Source organism: Phyllobacterium sp. NPDC097923 (genome assembly GCF_044760925.1).
Classification (GTDB): Bacteria; Pseudomonadota; Alphaproteobacteria; order Rhizobiales; family Rhizobiaceae; genus Phyllobacterium; species Phyllobacterium calauticae.
The window spans coordinates 250,628-266,315 of record NZ_JBIWBL010000001.1; the positions used below are offsets into that span (position 1 = coordinate 250,628).

A 15,688-nucleotide genomic window follows, 5' to 3' on the forward strand; every position below is an offset into this window, starting at 1 on the left:
GCGATAGCTCGCATGCGCGAAGCGGTTCTAACCGATGCGGCCCTTGGCTTCAATGGCGAATTTCGCACCTTCCCGAAAGAAATGATTGTGCCAGCCGCACGCCGTGCATCGGACAGGTCACCATTCCCAGACAAGCCGGCGCATGGGTCGGTCAGCGCGGGTGCAGCCGCGTTCATTTATTCCCGGCTGAATGCGTCGATGAGGAAATCGAGAAAGGCGCGGATTTTCGGCGCGACGTGCTGCCGGGACGGGTAGATGGCATAGAGCGTGGTTTCCACCGTGCTCCAGTCATCCAGCGCCGATTGAAGCCGGCCCTCCTTCAGGTCGTCTGCGACATAGGGATAGGGCATCAAACTCACGCCGAAGCCCGCCCGCAGCGCGTCACGCACAGCAAGGCTTGAGGTGACCGAGTATCGGCTGTTGACGGTGATACTCTCCGTGCGGCCGAACTTGCGGAACTCCCAAAGGTCGGCATGGCCGGAAAGGCTGAACCGGACACAGGTGTGCGCCTTCAGATCCGACGGTTCTTCAGGTTTGCCGTGCGCCTCGAAATAGGAGGGCGCCGCACAGAGGACATGGGGCATGACGGCGAGTTTCCGCGCAATCAGGCTGGAATCCTCCAGATTGTCGCTGCCGCGAATGGCAAGGTCAAATCCTTCCCGGACGATGTCGACCCGCCTGTCGTCGAGATGCAGATCGAGGTGCAGGCCGGGATAGCGCGACAGGAAACCGGGGATTGCGGCCGAAAGCCGTGTCAACGTCACCGTCATCGGGGCGCTGACCCGCAAAGTGCCGCTCGCTTCCGCCTTGATCGGACACAGGGCTTCGTCCGCCTCGGCCAGTGCATTGAGCCCGCGGATCACATGCTCCAGATAAATCCGGCCTTCTTCGGTCAGCGCCATGCGCCGCGTCGTCCGGTTGATGAGCCGAACGCCCAGATGCGCCTCCAGTTCGGCAATGTTCTTGCTGACCGCGGGCGGCGACAGGCCGAGACGGCGCCCGGCTTCGGCAAAGCTGTTGCGTTCCGCCACCTGGCGAAAGACCCGCAGGGCCGTGAGATGATCCATGTCATAGTTTTCCAATAGTGAATTATCACTTTCCTATATCGCATATTATCATCATCAGGTGAATTATCTATGTGATGTCAAAGCCACATACCAAGTTTGGAATGACGTGATGACCAATCCTACAATCGCTCTGATCGAACAGCGTGTTTCAGCCAATCGTTTCGATGCCTCGCACACGCTGTCGGATGCGGAAATCAGGGAGCTGACGCGTCTGGCAACGCGTGCCCCGACCGCTTACAACCTGCAGAACTGGCGCTTCATTGCAGTGCGCGCACCCGAGTCCAAGGTCCGGTTGCAGCATCTGGCCCACGGTCAAACCAAGGTGCGCGATGCCGCCGTTACCTTCATTGTCTGCGGGCAACTTCCCGACCACGCAGCCCTTTCCGAGCGGTTGCGTCCCTTCGTCGAGGCTGGTTTCATGCCGGGCGAGATGGCCGCGGTATGGCAGGAAGGAGCCCGCACACAATATGCCGATCCTCAGACAGCGCGCGATGAAGCCGTGCGCTCAGCGAGCCTTGGTGCCGCAACTCTGATTTTGGCCGCCGAAGCGCTGGGCCTCGTCTCCGGCCCGATGGTCGGTTTCAATGCCGAAGGCGTTGCGCGCGCGTTCAGCCTTGGGCCGAATGAAGTGCCGGTGATGCTCGTCACCGTTGGCCGCGCCGCGCCCGGAAACTGGCCGCAGAAGCCCCGCCGTCCCCTGGCCGAGGTTCTGGAACTATCATGAGCGCGCGCGGTTCCGACCTGCTGCTGACGGCAATTGCCCCCGTCATCTGGGGCAGTACCTATATCGTCACCACCGCTTTCCTGCCGGGCTTTTCCCCAATGACGGTCGCCATGCTGCGCGCCTTGCCGGCGGGACTGCTGCTGCTCCTGATCGTTCGGCAGCTTCCGGCCGGCATCTGGTGGCTGCGCAGTTTTGTTCTCGGCGCCCTCAACATCGCGATCTTCCTGAGCATGCTGTTCATCGCGGCCTACCGGCTTCCGGGCGGCGTTGCCGCGACGGTGCTGGCGGTCCAGCCATTGATCGTGGTTTTTCTCGCCTCGTTCGTTCTCGCCAGTCCGGCCCGCCTGGTATCGATCTATGCCGCCCTTGTCGGGATCGCTGGTGTCGCGCTGCTGGTGCTGGCCCCCAATGCGGCGCTCGACGGGGTTGGTGTTGCAGCCGGCCTTGCCGGAGCGGTCTCCATGGCCCTCGGAAATGTATTGACCCGCAAGTGGCAACCGCCGGTATCGCTGCTCACCTTCACGGCCTGGCAATTGACGGCCGGGGGGCTGCTTCTCGTTCCGATGGCGCTGCTTTTCGAGCCGCCCATGCCGTTCCCGAGTGCGGCCAATCTGCTTGGCTTGGGGTGGCTTGGGCTGATCGGCGCTGCCCTGACCTATGTCCTGTGGTTCCGGGGCATTGCACGAATGCAATCCGCGGTGGTGTCCTTGCTCCTGTTCCTCAGCCCGTTGACCGCCGTGCTGCTCGGATGGATGTTCCTCAATCAGACATTGACCTCACCGCAGATCGGGGGGCTCGTTCTCGTCATTGGCAGCATCTGGCTCGGACAACGGGCCAGCGCGGCTCCGGTCTCCGCCCCCGGAGCCGTTGAAACCCGCTAGGAAAGTCGGCCGGCGGCCTACCGCAGGAAGCGGCAAAACCTCATCTTCTCCTGCCTGGGCGAAAGGCATCAGACCAAAGTCGAATTGTGTTCCGCGTTCGCATGATATTTACAACTTGAACGGTTCTTCGGGCGCTGCGCAATCGAGGCAGGGCACGCGGTCATATTACAAAGTTTTCATTTCAGAATTTTCAGTTTTACCGATTTCAAGGTTTCGCCGGCAGTGATGAATGCGTCTGGATCCAATGAAAACACAATCGAGGCAGGGTTGGCACCCGGGCCGGACAGGCGCTATTTCAGCGAAGCCGTCCGCTGGGAAAACGATGTCATCCGCACGGTGAAGCGGTCCCGGTTGACCGCATGGCTGGTGGCTGTCATCAGCTTTGCCCTGGCCTGCCTGACGTTGACCTGTCTGGCCTTGCTGCTTCCGCTCAAGAGCTTCGAGCCCTATGTCATCGAAGTCGATAAGACAACCGGGTTTATGGAGATAAAACAACCACTTGCTGACGGTGATCTGACACAGAACGAAGCGATCGCGCGCATGTATGTGGTTCGTTACCTGAAAGCGCGCGAGACCTATGATCCGGCAACGGTGAAAGACAATTTTGATCTTGCCCAGCTGTTGTCGACACGCGATGCCGCGCGGGATCTCTTTGCGCTCTACAGCCCATCCAATACGGACAATCCGGTGACGCGCTTCGGCCGCGAGACCCGGGTGGAACTGAAGATCAAATCCATACAACTTCCCAACAGGCTTACGGCCGTGGTCCGGTTTTCCACACAGCGGGCAGGCCGCGAGTCCGGCGCCGAGGAACACTGGGTTTCTCTCCTGCATTTCCAGTATTCCAAAGCGCCCATGCCCAATGAATGGCGGTTCGAAAATCCGCTTGGTTTTCAGGTCGTCGACTATCGCCGCGATCAGGAAAGCCTGTCAGGGCAAGGCACTCCCGGTGACCGGTACCAGCCATGAGGATACGTGCCCGCGCCCGCATGGTATTGCCGGTTGGCGTCGCGATAACGGTGGCGGCGGTCATCCATGCGGCGCAGGCGGAAGTGGCGCCGCGCCGCGGAGCCGCGGATGCCCGTGTCAGGACGGTGACTTACAACCCCAGCAATGTCGTCGCGGTCGATGCAACCTATGGCGTGTCGACGATGATCGTTTTGGGCGACACGGAAAAAATCGAAACGGTTGCCGTTGGCGACAGTATTTCCTGGAAAATCGAGCCCAACAAGAAGGGCAACATCATTTTCCTCAAGCCGGTGGAGCCGAAAGCCGCGACGAATATGAACATCGTCAGTGACAAGCATGTCTACACCTTCGTCCTGCGCGCGCATCCGGATTCGCAGTCTGACCAGACCTACATGATCAGGTTCCGGTATCCCGACGTGGAGATGGACGCCAAGCTTCTGGCCCAGGCGCAACGGCTGGTATCGGAACCAAACCGCGCCGGGTTCCGCCATGAAGATGCCAATACGGATTATCATTTTCGCGGGGACCGCGCGCTTAAACCGGCCGAGGCTTTTGATGACGGCGTCAAGACATGGTTCCGGTTTCAGGGCGATGTTCCGGCGATCTTCAGTGTTGAAGGAGGCAAGCGCGAAATCCTCGCCAATTACCGGCGTGAGGGAGATTACATCGTTGTCGACAAGATTGCGAAGCAGTGGATGCTGCGGCACGGCGGTTATGCGACCTGCCTGTTCAATCTGAACAGGAAAACAGCGCCATCGATTGTCGCCGCGCCGGCTATCATCGCCGATGCTCCCGCCTCCAAGCGACGCTGGAGATAAGCGATGCCCGATCTCGACTACCATCGCAGTCTGGATATCGAGGCAGGGACAGGTTCCCGCCTGCTGGAACCAAAGCGCACCTTGCGAGCCGGCATCGTTGGCCTATGTCTTGCGGCAGGGGCAACCGGACTTTTTGCCTTGCCGCTGTTCAGCCACCCGCGGCCGCCGCAAGGCGAGCGCGCTGTGTCCGACGAAGCTTTCCTGCCATCCCGTGCGGGCCAGCTCAATCTCACGCCGCCGCCCGAACGGAAAGCCGCACCGCTCCTGCCGCAAGCCGCAGCGGTGATCGAAGCAAAGGCGGGCAACACTGATGATTCGGAACGTGAGCGGCGCAGCGCCGAGGAAGAAGCACGCCGCCGTGCCGAGGCGGAGGAGGCGGCCTATCATGCGAAGCAACTGGACCGCTACCGCTCGCCGATGATCGTTTCGGAACTGGGCGCCACGGGTGAGCCGGCCCACAATGAGAGGGGTGCCGACGAGAAACCGAAAAGCCCGGATACGTTTCAAGCCACCAATCCGAACGACCAGTTTCTCGCGTCCCTCTCCGGAAAATCCGCAGAAACGGCCAAGGCTGAAAAGAACCCGCGCATCGACGCGCTGGTGCCGCAGGGCACTGTTGTGCGGGGTGTCCTCGAAACGTCAGTCCAGACAGACCTGCCGGGAATGGTGCGGGCCATAACCACGGATGATGTCTGGTCGTTCGACGGAAGGCGGATTCTCGTGCCATCGGGCACGCGGCTGATCGGCGAATACAACGCCGGACTGGCGCAGGGGCAGACAAGGGCATTCATCGTCTGGACCCGGCTGTTGCGGTCGGACGGCGTGTCCATCAATCTCGCTTCCATCGGCACGGATGAGCTTGGCCGCTCCGGAATGAACGGCCATGTGAACAGGCATGTTTTTGAGCGATACGGTTCCGCGATCCTGCTCAGTGCGATTTCCGCTGGAGGCCAAATATTGGCTTCCACGGACACATCGTCCAGCCTGAATTCAGGCCCGGTGACGACAACCTATGTTGATCCGAAGACCAATGAAGTCCGGACCGTCACGACCCGTCCCAATATCGATATCGGCGCGAACATGGCGGCAAAGGGCGCTGCGGTTGCGGCGCAAACCTTGGCTCAGGTCGCAGGGGAGGCCTTGAAGGGGTCACTGAACATTCCACCCACGATCACGATCAATCAGGGAACGCCGGTTGCCATCTTTGTCCGCCGCGATCTCGATTTTTCCGATCTCTACCCGGATCCGGTGCGCGAAAAACTGCGGGAGCTCAAACGGGGGCGCGACGGCTATGGACAATAGAAACCCGCACGCATCCGCCTTCCGGGGTTTTGTGCCGCGCGAGGCTTTCTGATGGGCATGGTCTCCCGCAACGACGATCTGATCTCGCTGGCCTTTGCGCCACTGCAATCGCTGCTGGAAAGGCAGGATGTTATCGAGATCTGCATCAATGAACCGCACAGGGTTTTCGTCGAATATGGTTCAGGCGCGCTGCAGGCGGGTATGGTTGCGCTCAATCTGCCGGAGCTGACCCGCGAGCGGATCTGCTTCATGGCCGAGCGGGTCGCCGCCGCCAGTCATCAGTTTGTCAATGAAGAAGAGCCGCTGCTTTCCGCATCCCTGCCGGATGGTTCGCGGGTTCAGGTGGTGCTGCCGCCCGCGGCACCGGACGGTGGCGCCATTGCCATCCGGCGGAAGATCGTTCGCGATCTGTCGCTCTCCGACTATGCCGAGGCTGGTGCGCTTCTCCGCGCGCGGGTGACCGGCGGGGCCGATGTCTTGACCGAGGAGGAACAGGCCCTGTGCGACCACCTCGATGCGGGCGATATCGCGCAATTCCTCCATTTGGCGCTGCGTCACCGTATCTCCATGATCATTTCAGGCGGGACTGGAACGGGAAAGACAACGTTTCTCAACGCCTTGATGCGGGAAATACCGGGGCATGAGCGGATCATCACAATCGAGGATACGCCCGAACTCATGCCGCCGCACGGCAACCATGTCCGGCTGATCGCATCACGGGGCAATCAGAACATCGCACAGGTGGACATGCGGCGTCTGGTGGAAGCGTCACTGCGCCTCCGCCCCGACCGCCTGCTGCTCGGGGAAGTGCGCGGCGGCGAGGCGCTGGATTTCCTGCAGGCCATCAACACGGGGCATCCCGGTTCGCTTTCCACGGTTCACGCAAATTCTCCGCGTGCGGCTTATGAACGCTTGGCAATGCTGGTCATGCAAAGCGGCTTTGGCGGGGGTGGCGGTCTTTCAAAACCGGAAATCATCGATCATCTGCATGCAACGCTGCCGGTTGTCGTGCAACTCGGCCGTAAAGCGGGTCGGCCCGGCGCCGTGTCCGAGATTTTTTACGCTCCCTATGTCAGGCAGACCGGGCGCCCCAAAGCCGTACCGGGAAACATGTTGTGGAACGCCTCCGGCCGTCGCGCGCGCGGTGCCCCATGAGCTGCGTGGCAAACAGGTCCAGCGGTCCTGCTGCCGTCGACACAGGCCGTTTTGCCCGCACAGCTCATCGGCCGAGGCGGGTTCTGATCGGTCTTTGCCTGCTTGGCCTGACTGTCCCGCAAGCAGCCCGTGCCGTCGAAGCCAACGATCCCGGCATGCCGCCGGTCAAGATCACGGCGTCCGGCGAAAGAACCGCAGCGCCGCAACCGGCGGCGGATATGGCGGTATGCCAGTTCAAACGCGTGCCTTCGGCCGAAGACGGCAAGGCGCTGGTCCAGCGCATCGCCAGGGAGGAGCATGCCGATGTGGCGCTTGCCGTCGCTGTGGCCCGGCAGGAAAGCGGCTTTCGCATGGATAGCGTCTCCAGCGCCGGTGCCATCGGCCTGATGCAATTGATGCCGGCAACCGCACGCCGGTTCGAGGTGGATATTTGCGACCCGGAGGACAATGTCCGCGGCGGCGTGCGGTATCTGAAACACCTGCAAACCAAATATGCCAATCCGCTCTATGTCCTCGCCGCCTACAATGCCGGTGAGCTTGCCGTGGAGCAAAAGGGTGGCATTCCGCTTTATCCCGAGACGGTGCGTTACATCGCGAGCGTGCTTTCGGACGTGTACGACTGGCGGTCGCTTGGTGACCGCAAATTGCCTGGGAAAGCCGCCTATCAAGGCAGGAAGGCGCCGGACAAACCCGATGCAGGCAGTATCGGCGCATGGACGCAAGGATTTGTTCTTCACGTGGAGTAATCAAAGTGCTTTTTCATTCGTTCATTTTCAAAATCGTCCTGTCGCCGTCGCTCGCCGGGCGTGTCGTCACCCGCGGGATAGCGGCCTGGATAGCTCTTTGCATTCTGGTCCAGAGCGCTCATGCCCAGACGGGGCTGCAGCCGGTGCAGTCTGTCCTGCAGACCCTCATCGGCATTCTCACCGGGCCAATTGCCTCGATGATCGCCATCTTGGCCGTCATCAGCTGCGGGTTTCTCGCCTGGACCGGGCGCTTCACCTGGGGCATTGCCGGGTCGGTGATCATGGGGATTGTCCTGGTGTTCGGGTCGACGCAGATCGTCGCCTTCTTCCAGAGTGCGTTGGGGCATTGAGATGATCCCGGATGATGCGCCAGATCTCGTGCCTCTGGTCAAAGCCCTGACCCGCGCGCCGACGCTGTTCGGGGTTCCCTACATGTTCGCCATGTTCAACATCGTCGTGACCGCATGCACATTCCTGGCAACGAAGAACCTGCTCATGCTTTTGCTCGTCCTGCCGATCCACAGCCTTGGTTACTTCCTGACATTGCTGGACGATCAGATTTTCACCATCCTGCGCGTGAAGATGTCGAAGGCGCCGCCGCAATCCAAAGCGGTCTGGGGCATCAGAAGCTATGCAGCCGGTGACCGTCCATGACCAGCCGTCCCGTCCGCCGGGAGATGCGGTTTGGTTCGTCGAGCCAGCGCGAGCGCTCCGTTGCAGCCCACATCCCCTATACACGCCACGTGGATGACACGGTGTTGCGCACCCGGGATGGTTATCTGTTGAGCGTTCTGAAACTTGACGGCTTCTGTTTCGAGACCGCCGATATGGCGCAGCTGAACGGCAAGCTGGAAGCACGCAACACCCTGCTGCGCTCCCTCGGCAGCAGCCGCTATGCCGTCTATGGCCATATGATACGCCGCCGCATTCAACCGGGCCTCGCGGGCAGGTTCGACAACCCCTTCGCCGATGAATTGAACCGGCGATACATGGCGCAACTCGAGCAGCAGCGCATGTTCGTCAATGACATGTACGTCACCATCGTCCGCCGTCCCCTGCGCGGCCAGGTTGGCGTCATCGACAAGGCGACGCGGCGTCTGTTTGCCAAGGCGTCCGATGATGGCGGGGCTTCCGGCGAAGCGCAGGATCTGCGCGAACTGCAGGATGCCGTTCTTAACATCCGTGATGTCCTGCAGGATTACGGCGCGCGATGCCTTGGTATTCGCGAGCCGCAACCGGGGGTCTATTTTTCCGAACCGCTGGAGTTCCTCGTCCAGATCGTGAATGGCCTGGAACCGGTCAACATGCGGCTGCCGCGCATGCCGCTTGACGGGGCGCTGGCAATGAAACGGCTGCACTTCGGCCGCAATGCCATCGAGTTCGTTGGATCGACCCCGCCTGACAACAGCAGGCTGGGCGCCATGCTTTCCATCCGGGAATATCCACCCTATACCGGACCGCTGCTGCTCGACGGGCTTTTGAAGGTCCCGCATGAGTTTATCGTCAGCCAAAGCTTTGCGATCGTCGACAAGCCTGTCGTGCAGGCGCAGATAGAGCGCGTCTCCCGGCAGATCGCCATGGCCGATGAAGCCGGTTCCGTGGTGGGCAGCCAGCTCAACAGTGCCCGAGATGAACTGCTGGGCGCGCGTTCGATTTACGGCAATCACCATTTCTCCATCATGTGCCTCGGCGACGACAAGGCAGAGCTTGATCACTGCATCCGCGCCGTCGGCGCTACCCTGACGGACCAGGCCATTCTCTGGTTGCGCGAGGATCTGAATTGCGAACCGGCCTTCTGGGCTCAATTGCCCGGGAATTTCTCCTATATCGCCCGCTCGGCCATGATCTCCTCGAAGAACTTTTCCGGGTTCCTGTCATTGCATAATTTCCCGAGCGGCAAAACCGACGGCAATCATTGGGGCAGCGCCATTTCGCTGCTGGAGACGACGAGTCAAACCGCCTATTTCTTCAATTTCCACGTGCGCGATCTTGGAAATTTCACGATGATCGGCCCCTCCGGCTCCGGCAAGACGGTGGCTCTTTCGTTTCTGATGGCGCAGTCGCAACGCATCGCGCCAAAACCGCGCTGTATTTTCTTCGACAAGGATCGCGGTGCCGAAATCTTCATCCGGGCACTGGGAGGCAATTATGCCGTCCTGGAGCCCGGGGAGCCCTCGGGTTTCAATCCGCTGTCCCTGCCCGACACGGGACCCAACCGCGAGTTCCTGTTCCAGCTGTTTTCACTCATGGTGCGGCGGCCGGATGGTGCAGCGCTGCCCGCCGGGGAGGAAAGCGTCCTCCGCTCGGCCATTGCGCAAATCTTTGCCTCGGGTCCGGACATGCGCTCGTTGGGCGCCTTCGGTTCCCTGCTGCGCGGGCGCCTGCGCGCCGGCGGCGATGATCTTCTCTCCCGTTTCGACAAATGGCTGCGCCCGGACCAGCTTGGCTGGTTGTTCAACAACCCCAGGGATCATTTCACATGGTCCGATGTTGCGGGATTTGACATGACAAAGGTGCTCGATGACCCGCTCATCCGCAGTGCGGCGCTGATGTATATTTTCCATCGGCTAGACGAATTGCTCGACGGCAACCCGCTGCTGATTTTCCTGGACGAGGGCTGGCGGCTTCTCGACGACGATATTTTTGCCGCCTTCATCAAGGACAAGATGAAGACGATCCGGAAGTTCAACGGCGTTGTTGGCTTCGGCACGCAAAGTGCATCGGACATCGCGTCCTCTTCGCTTGCCAATACGCTGATGGAGCAGAGCGCAACGCACATCTTTTTCCCCAATCCGCATGCCGATCTGCAAAGCCACACCACGGGCTTTGGTCTCTCGGCACGGGAAATCCAGTGGATACGGACAGCCGACGCATCAAGCCGGTCGTTCCTGATCAAGCATGGACAGGAATCGGTCATTGCACGCCTGCGCCTGAACGGCATGGATGACCTGATCAAGGTTTTATCCGCCCGCGCCGATACAATCGAGGAACTGACTGCCCTGCGCCGTCATCTGGGTGATGATCCGCAGAAATGGCTGCCTGCCTTTTGCCGCCCCGGAGACAAGACATGACGTTTCGCACCATCTGCCTGCTGCTCTGCATCATGATGACGGGCACCGCCTGCGGGAGCGATCAGAGGTTGAAAACCCCCTGTGCCCCCGGATTGTTCTCGTTTGCCGCAACGGCACGCGACTGCGGGCCACTCAGACCGGTGAATGAAGCGCTGGTTGCCTTGTTCGGGTTTGAGACCTGAGCCATGGCCTTGCCGGAAGCACCCAATTACATCGCTCTGATGTCGGACAATATCGATCGTCTCGGCAGAAGTTTCACGGCGTCCACATACGGGGCTTTTGCCGGTCAGCTCACGCCTGTCTTGTCCGGGCTGCTGGTGCTCTACCTGATATTCTGGGGATTCCGGTTTTGGCAGGGCCGGGGTGAAAGCAGCGTCATTGACATCGCCTTCCGCCTGTTTCGCATCGCCATCATCTTCTCGATTGCCACGGGGTGGGGGCCAATTCAAACCTTGGCCTATGGTGTCATTTCGGGCATTCCCACCGCCATCTCTGCGGTCATGATGAACAACATCGTCAATGTCGGTCGTGGCGCCATGTCGCAAACGACGGTTGAACGGGATCTCCATGATTTCTATCAGATAGCGCTGCTGGCTTCGGCGCGGATGTCTGCGCCGGCCACGGGCGTGGTCACGTCAGTTCCGGCGGCAAAACAGGCGCCGCCGGAGGCCGATCCCGCGGCCAAATCCGGCCCGGCCGTCAGGGGAGCGCCGCCAGCGGACGGGCTATTGTCTTCCCTGCATTCCGGCATTGTCTGGATCGCGGCAGCTTTGTTTGTCGGATATGCGGTTTTCCTGATGCTGTTCTCGAAGCTCGCATTGTGGATTGTCCTGGCTTTGGCCCCCGGTTTTATTGTGATGCTGCTGTTTCAGGGCGTGTCGCGGTTCTTTTCCGGCTGGCTGAGTGTTGCCATTCAGACAATGCTCGTCCCGATCTTCTTCTATGCGTTTTTGAGTTTCTTCCTGCTGATCATCAAAGAGGTTGTGATCGCCTTGAAAGTATCGATGGATCAGGGGGCGGTTCCAACCGTCAAGGAAATCGCGCCCTTTGTGCTGGTCTGTTTTTCGGGATTGTTTCTTCTGGCGCAGATTGTCCCATTGAGCGCCCGCATAGCCAGCGGTGCGCAACAATGGATCGGCGATGTTTTGCAAGGCGGGGCCGGCCGGATAGTCCCTGCCTCCCTTGCCGCCGCGCGCGGAAACAGCGGGAGGGCGATCCTCACAAAGCCATCGGGCACGAGCCCGGTTCCGCCGGGGATGCAGGGCACCCCGTCATCGCTGTCCGAAATGAACGATACGTTGATACGGGATATTCAGGACCGGAACCTTGCAATAAACCGGCAGACCCGCAACCGGTAGCGATCCCCGCCGGGGCAGGTCGAGAATGCAGATGATCAAGCGTCAAAACAAAATGATGCCAGTCAACGGCGTCCGCTGACCAGCATCATTTTAAGGGTCGTTCAAATCAAGCCGCTGTTGTTACATCTTCTTTGCATGATGACGATGATGGCGATGATGCTTCTTCATGTGGCGATGATGCTTCTTCATATGATGATGCTTTTTCATCGGTGCTGCCGATGCTGTGGTGCTGCTGGTGGCGAGCACAGGCGCAGAGAATGCAAGGGCAAGTGCAAGACCAAGTGCTGTGTAGAGTGACTTTTTCATAATGCCGTTTCCTCTCAGTTGGGGCTGTTGTGATGCAACCGTCAATTATTGGCGGGTTGCACACCGAGTACTTTCAGTGCTTTTGCAAAGGTCCGTATGCCCTGTGCCTGCCGATTGCTTGCACAAAAGCGGATAGCCTTTTTCTGCAGTGATTTTGCCTTGGCCGCCCGGGGAGCCTCGGCATGCTCGATGATTGCTTGATGAACCTCTGCCTGGAATTTCACGCAAAGCTCTTTGCGTGATGGTGGTCGCTCCGCTGCAAATACACTGTCAGCGCTTGTGGAGAGCATCATTCCGGCTAGCAGTATTGTTGGTAAAGTCGAAATATTTCTCACGGCCACCTGCGGGAAGAAGAAATGTATTCTCCTGTTATTCGAGAATACAAATTCATTTTACTTGCTCTTTATGGAGCGGGAACATTGCGACAATATTTCCGGTTTGTAGCGTTTTGTTTCCGTGATGTTTCTAAAATGAGGCGGCAATGTTCCGGCGCGTAAAGCTGCGCCGTGCCTGAATCGTTTTTCGCGGAAAAGGTGGGGGCAGAGGTGCCGTGGGCCAATCGATGGAACGCGGCTCCCCTGCGCGGCGCCGCGTCCAGAACGACCTCAGAGTGCGACGAGTTTCTTGTCCACCGGTTGCGTCCCGTCGCTGACGAGATGCCGGAAACCCTCCATCGGGCCGGGCATGCCCAGATAGAATCCTTGCCCGGCGCTGCATGATTCGCCCATCAGGAACTCCAGCTCGTCCGGGGTTTCGATGCCTTCAGCAAGAACCGGCATGCCCAGACCCCGGCCAAGGCCGAGCACCGCCTTGACGATGGCGGCCGCCTGTTCGTTCTTGTCGACCGATTTGATGAAGGAGCGGTCAATCTTGATCATGTCAAACGGGAAGGCGCGCACGTTCGACAGCGAGGAATAGCCCGTACCGAAATCGTCCATGGCGATACGCACGCCGAGTGTCTTCAACTGGCGCAACGTGGTCAGGGCGCGGTTGGTATCCTTTATAAGGGCGGTTTCGGTGATCTCGAGTTCAAGCCGGTGTGCCGGCAGGCCCGTTTGCAGCAAGGCGCTGTGTACGCGCTGGGTGAAATCGTGGCTGTAAAGCTGCACGGCAGAGACATTGACGGCAACAGACAGGGGCTTGTCCCAGCTGGCCGCTTCGCGGCAGGCTTCCCGCAACGCCCATTCGCCAAGCTGCAAAATGATGCCGCTCTCTTCGGCGATGGGGATAAACACCGTAGGGGAAATATCGCCCTGGCGCGGATTGTGCCAGCGCATCAGGGCTTCGAAGCCGGTGATCGCGCCGGTGTCCATCCGTATCTGCGGCTGATAGACCAGCCGCAGCTCATTGCGCTGCAGGGCATTGCGCAGGTCGTGCTCTATCAGGCGCCGCTCCCTGGCCTGGGCCCCCATTTTTGCTTCAAAGAAACGATAGGTGTTACGGCCTTCCGCCTTGGCCTGGTAAAGGGCCGTGTCGGCTTGGTTCAGCAAGGTTTCGCGATCGGTCGCATCGACAGGAAAGATGGCAATGCCGATGCTGGTTGAAATCAGGAAGCCGATCGGGGAATTTGAATTCTCCGACTGCAGTGCCTCGAGGATTCTGTCAGCCAGGCGGCAGGCCGCCGTTGGTGTGACGAGCCCGGGGACGAGAACGGCGAATTCATCGCCGCCAAGGCGCGCCAGCATGTCGTCCTTGCCGAGGAGCCGCGTGATCGCGCCTGAAACCCGCTGCAATATATCGTCACCGGCCGCATGGCCGAACAGGTCGTTGACCTCCTTGAACCGGTCAAGGTCCAGGCAGAACAACGCGAGATAGGTTTCTTCGCCGCTTGCCGCAGTTGCAATCAACTGGTCGAGACGGGCATTGAAATTGCGGCGGTTGGGCAGCCCGGTGAGCGCGTCATGGTGCGCGAGATAGCTGATGTGCGCCTCCGCTTCCTTGCGCGAGCGCAGGTCGCGGACCGCAAGCGCGCGATGCCATTTGCCATTGAAGTCGATCGTGTGGGCGATGAGTTCCACAGGGACGAGTTGGCCATCGCCGCCCACAAGATCGGCCTCGATCAATTCATTCTGATCACTCAGCAATTTGGAGCGCAGGCGCGTATCGGGCAGGAAGGTTGCCAGCGATGTGCCTTCAAGGGAGGCGCTCTCCATGGTTGCCAATGCCAGGAAACTTTCATTCGCGGTTACAATGATGTCTCCATCGCAGATGACCAATCCTTCCACGGCTGCATTGACCAGCTTGTGCATGCGCTGCAGCTCGAGCTTGTTTCTGCGGTTATGAACGTCGACCGTGAACGCAATCGAACTGGCGACGAGAATGAGGGTGCTCACCAGCGCCACGGTTATGGCAATAAGGCTGGCGGGTAGTGCATTTGCCGGAACGGAGATGGACGAATCCGGAATGATCGCGACCGCGCCCATGGCAATGAAATGGTGGCTGCAAATCGCCAGGGTCAGCATGCCGGCTGCCGCATGACGGGTTTTGTCCTCCGCTTTGGCCAGCGCCAGGCGGACGGCGAAAGCGCCAAGGACAATGCCGGCACCAATGGACACCGCGACAAGAGTGGGATCCCAGGTAATTCTACCTTCAACCTCAAAGGCAGCCATGCCGGTAAAATGCATGGCGGCGATACCGGCGCCGATAATGGCGCCGCCGGCAAGATCCGCATTCTGCCATCTGGCGGTGATTGCGGTATGCGCACCAAGGCCTGTGACGAGCACGGCTATGACGAGGGATAGTATGGTGAGAAGGCCGTCATAGCCGTTGGGCAGGCCGGGTGAAAACGCCATCATCGCGATGAAATGCGTGGCCCAGATGCCGAAGCCGCAGGAAACCGCGGAAACGCTCAGCCAAACGGCCTGATGTGCCGAGTTGCGGGCGTGACGAAGAAGATCAACAGCCGTCAGGCAAGAAAAGATACAGATGGCGGCGGCAAGAAAGACAAGCCTGATATCGTGCTGATTGACGATACAATTGTATACTGTCAACATACGTTTGTTCCCTGCTTTGAATTCTTTTCTTGGATAACTCTATTATTTGTCATCTTAAGTCTAACTTAAGAGGAGAGTTATTTGCCGTTTTGAACAGGTCAGAGTGATATTTAAGTAAACAAATATAAAATGGGCGGAAGAAGTATTTACGCAAATGAATGGATGGGATTATCCAAAGTATAAAATTTTAATAAAACATGCGGCCTGCGGGCGATGACTCCATTCAAATAGACGCTGCTTGAGTCTTGTCTCCACAATAAAAAGCCCCCGGACCGAAAGGCCGGGGGCTGTATTGTTG

At 59.4% G+C, this 15,688-nt stretch carries 16 protein-coding genes; 12 read left to right on the plus strand and 4 right to left on the minus strand.

The annotated features are described in order from the left end of the window. Window positions 1-176: 176 nt before the first annotated feature. Entirely contained in the window at window positions 177-1,067 is an 891-nt protein-coding gene (locus tag ACIQWS_RS01275; protein WP_403169490.1) for a LysR family transcriptional regulator, read from the minus strand. Window positions 1,068-1,176: 109 nt separating this feature from the next. On the opposite strand from ACIQWS_RS01275, the gene ACIQWS_RS01280 reads away from it, so the two are divergent. The 12 genes from ACIQWS_RS01280 (at window position 1,177) to ACIQWS_RS01335 (ending at window position 12,091) form a co-directional block, all read left to right on the plus strand. Beyond that, a complete protein-coding gene (locus ACIQWS_RS01280; RefSeq protein ID WP_403169493.1) occupies window positions 1,177-1,791 on the plus strand; it encodes a nitroreductase family protein in 615 nt (204 codons plus the stop codon). Further along, complete coding sequence (locus ACIQWS_RS01285) at window positions 1,788-2,672, plus strand: EamA family transporter (RefSeq protein ID WP_403169495.1); 885 nt, start codon at window positions 1,788-1,790, stop codon at window positions 2,670-2,672. Before ACIQWS_RS01280 ends, ACIQWS_RS01285 begins: the two co-directional genes overlap by 4 nt. A 267-nt stretch (window positions 2,673-2,939) precedes the next feature. Continuing rightward, a complete protein-coding gene (locus ACIQWS_RS01290; protein WP_403169498.1) occupies window positions 2,940-3,641 on the plus strand; it encodes a virB8 family protein in 702 nt (233 codons plus the stop codon). Continuing rightward, window positions 3,638-4,459, plus strand: coding sequence for a P-type conjugative transfer protein VirB9 (gene virB9, locus ACIQWS_RS01295; RefSeq protein ID WP_403169500.1), 822 nt, complete (start codon window positions 3,638-3,640; stop codon window positions 4,457-4,459). Before ACIQWS_RS01290 ends, virB9 begins: the two co-directional genes overlap by 4 nt. A 3-nt stretch (window positions 4,460-4,462) precedes the next feature. Beyond that, a complete protein-coding gene (virB10, locus tag ACIQWS_RS01300; protein WP_403169503.1) occupies window positions 4,463-5,761 on the plus strand; it encodes a type IV secretion system protein VirB10 in 1,299 nt (432 codons plus the stop codon). A gap of 51 nt (window positions 5,762-5,812) precedes the next feature. After that, window positions 5,813-6,916 carry a P-type DNA transfer ATPase VirB11 gene (gene virB11, locus ACIQWS_RS01305; protein WP_403169506.1) on the plus strand — a complete coding sequence of 368 codons (1,104 nt, stop codon included), beginning with the start codon at window positions 5,813-5,815 and terminating at the stop codon, window positions 6,914-6,916. Window positions 6,917-6,921: 5 nt separating this feature from the next. Further along, complete coding sequence (locus ACIQWS_RS01310) at window positions 6,922-7,662, plus strand: lytic transglycosylase domain-containing protein (protein WP_403169508.1); 741 nt, start codon at window positions 6,922-6,924, stop codon at window positions 7,660-7,662. A 77-nt stretch (window positions 7,663-7,739) separates the two neighbouring features. Beyond that, window positions 7,740-8,012, plus strand: coding sequence for a TrbC/VirB2 family protein (locus tag ACIQWS_RS01315; RefSeq protein WP_403177334.1), 273 nt, complete (start codon window positions 7,740-7,742; stop codon window positions 8,010-8,012). Window position 8,013: 1 nt separating this feature from the next. After that, window positions 8,014-8,316, plus strand: coding sequence for a type IV secretion system protein VirB3 (locus ACIQWS_RS01320; RefSeq protein WP_288191817.1), 303 nt, complete (start codon window positions 8,014-8,016; stop codon window positions 8,314-8,316). Next, on the plus strand, window positions 8,313-10,733 hold the full coding sequence (locus tag ACIQWS_RS01325) for a VirB4 family type IV secretion/conjugal transfer ATPase (protein ID WP_403169511.1): 2,421 nt from the start codon (window positions 8,313-8,315) through the stop codon (window positions 10,731-10,733). The genes ACIQWS_RS01320 and ACIQWS_RS01325 overlap by 4 nt, the downstream gene beginning before the upstream one ends. Continuing rightward, window positions 10,730-10,915, plus strand: a complete 186-nt coding sequence (locus ACIQWS_RS01330) for a hypothetical protein (RefSeq protein WP_403169513.1) — start codon at window positions 10,730-10,732, stop codon at window positions 10,913-10,915. The genes ACIQWS_RS01325 and ACIQWS_RS01330 overlap by 4 nt, the downstream gene beginning before the upstream one ends. A gap of 3 nt (window positions 10,916-10,918) precedes the next feature. Then, window positions 10,919-12,091: a type IV secretion system protein gene (locus ACIQWS_RS01335; protein WP_403169515.1), complete on the plus strand. Its 1,173-nt coding sequence runs from the start codon at window positions 10,919-10,921 to the stop codon at window positions 12,089-12,091. Between the two features lie 120 nt (window positions 12,092-12,211). On the opposite strand, the gene ACIQWS_RS01340 is transcribed toward ACIQWS_RS01335, so the two are convergent. The 3 genes from ACIQWS_RS01340 to ACIQWS_RS01350 all read right to left on the minus strand — a co-directional run bounded on the left by ACIQWS_RS01340 (window position 12,212) and on the right by ACIQWS_RS01350 (window position 15,390). Continuing rightward, window positions 12,212-12,397 (minus strand): hypothetical protein, encoded by a 186-nt coding sequence (locus ACIQWS_RS01340; RefSeq protein ID WP_105737844.1) that lies wholly within the window; start codon window positions 12,395-12,397, stop codon window positions 12,212-12,214. 41 nt (window positions 12,398-12,438) lie between these two features. Next, entirely contained in the window at window positions 12,439-12,621 is a 183-nt protein-coding gene (locus ACIQWS_RS01345; RefSeq protein WP_223612134.1) for a hypothetical protein, read from the minus strand. 381 nt (window positions 12,622-13,002) lie between these two features. After that, window positions 13,003-15,390, minus strand: coding sequence for an EAL domain-containing protein (locus ACIQWS_RS01350; RefSeq protein WP_403169519.1), 2,388 nt, complete (start codon window positions 15,388-15,390; stop codon window positions 13,003-13,005). Between the last annotated feature and the right edge of the window lie 298 nt (window positions 15,391-15,688).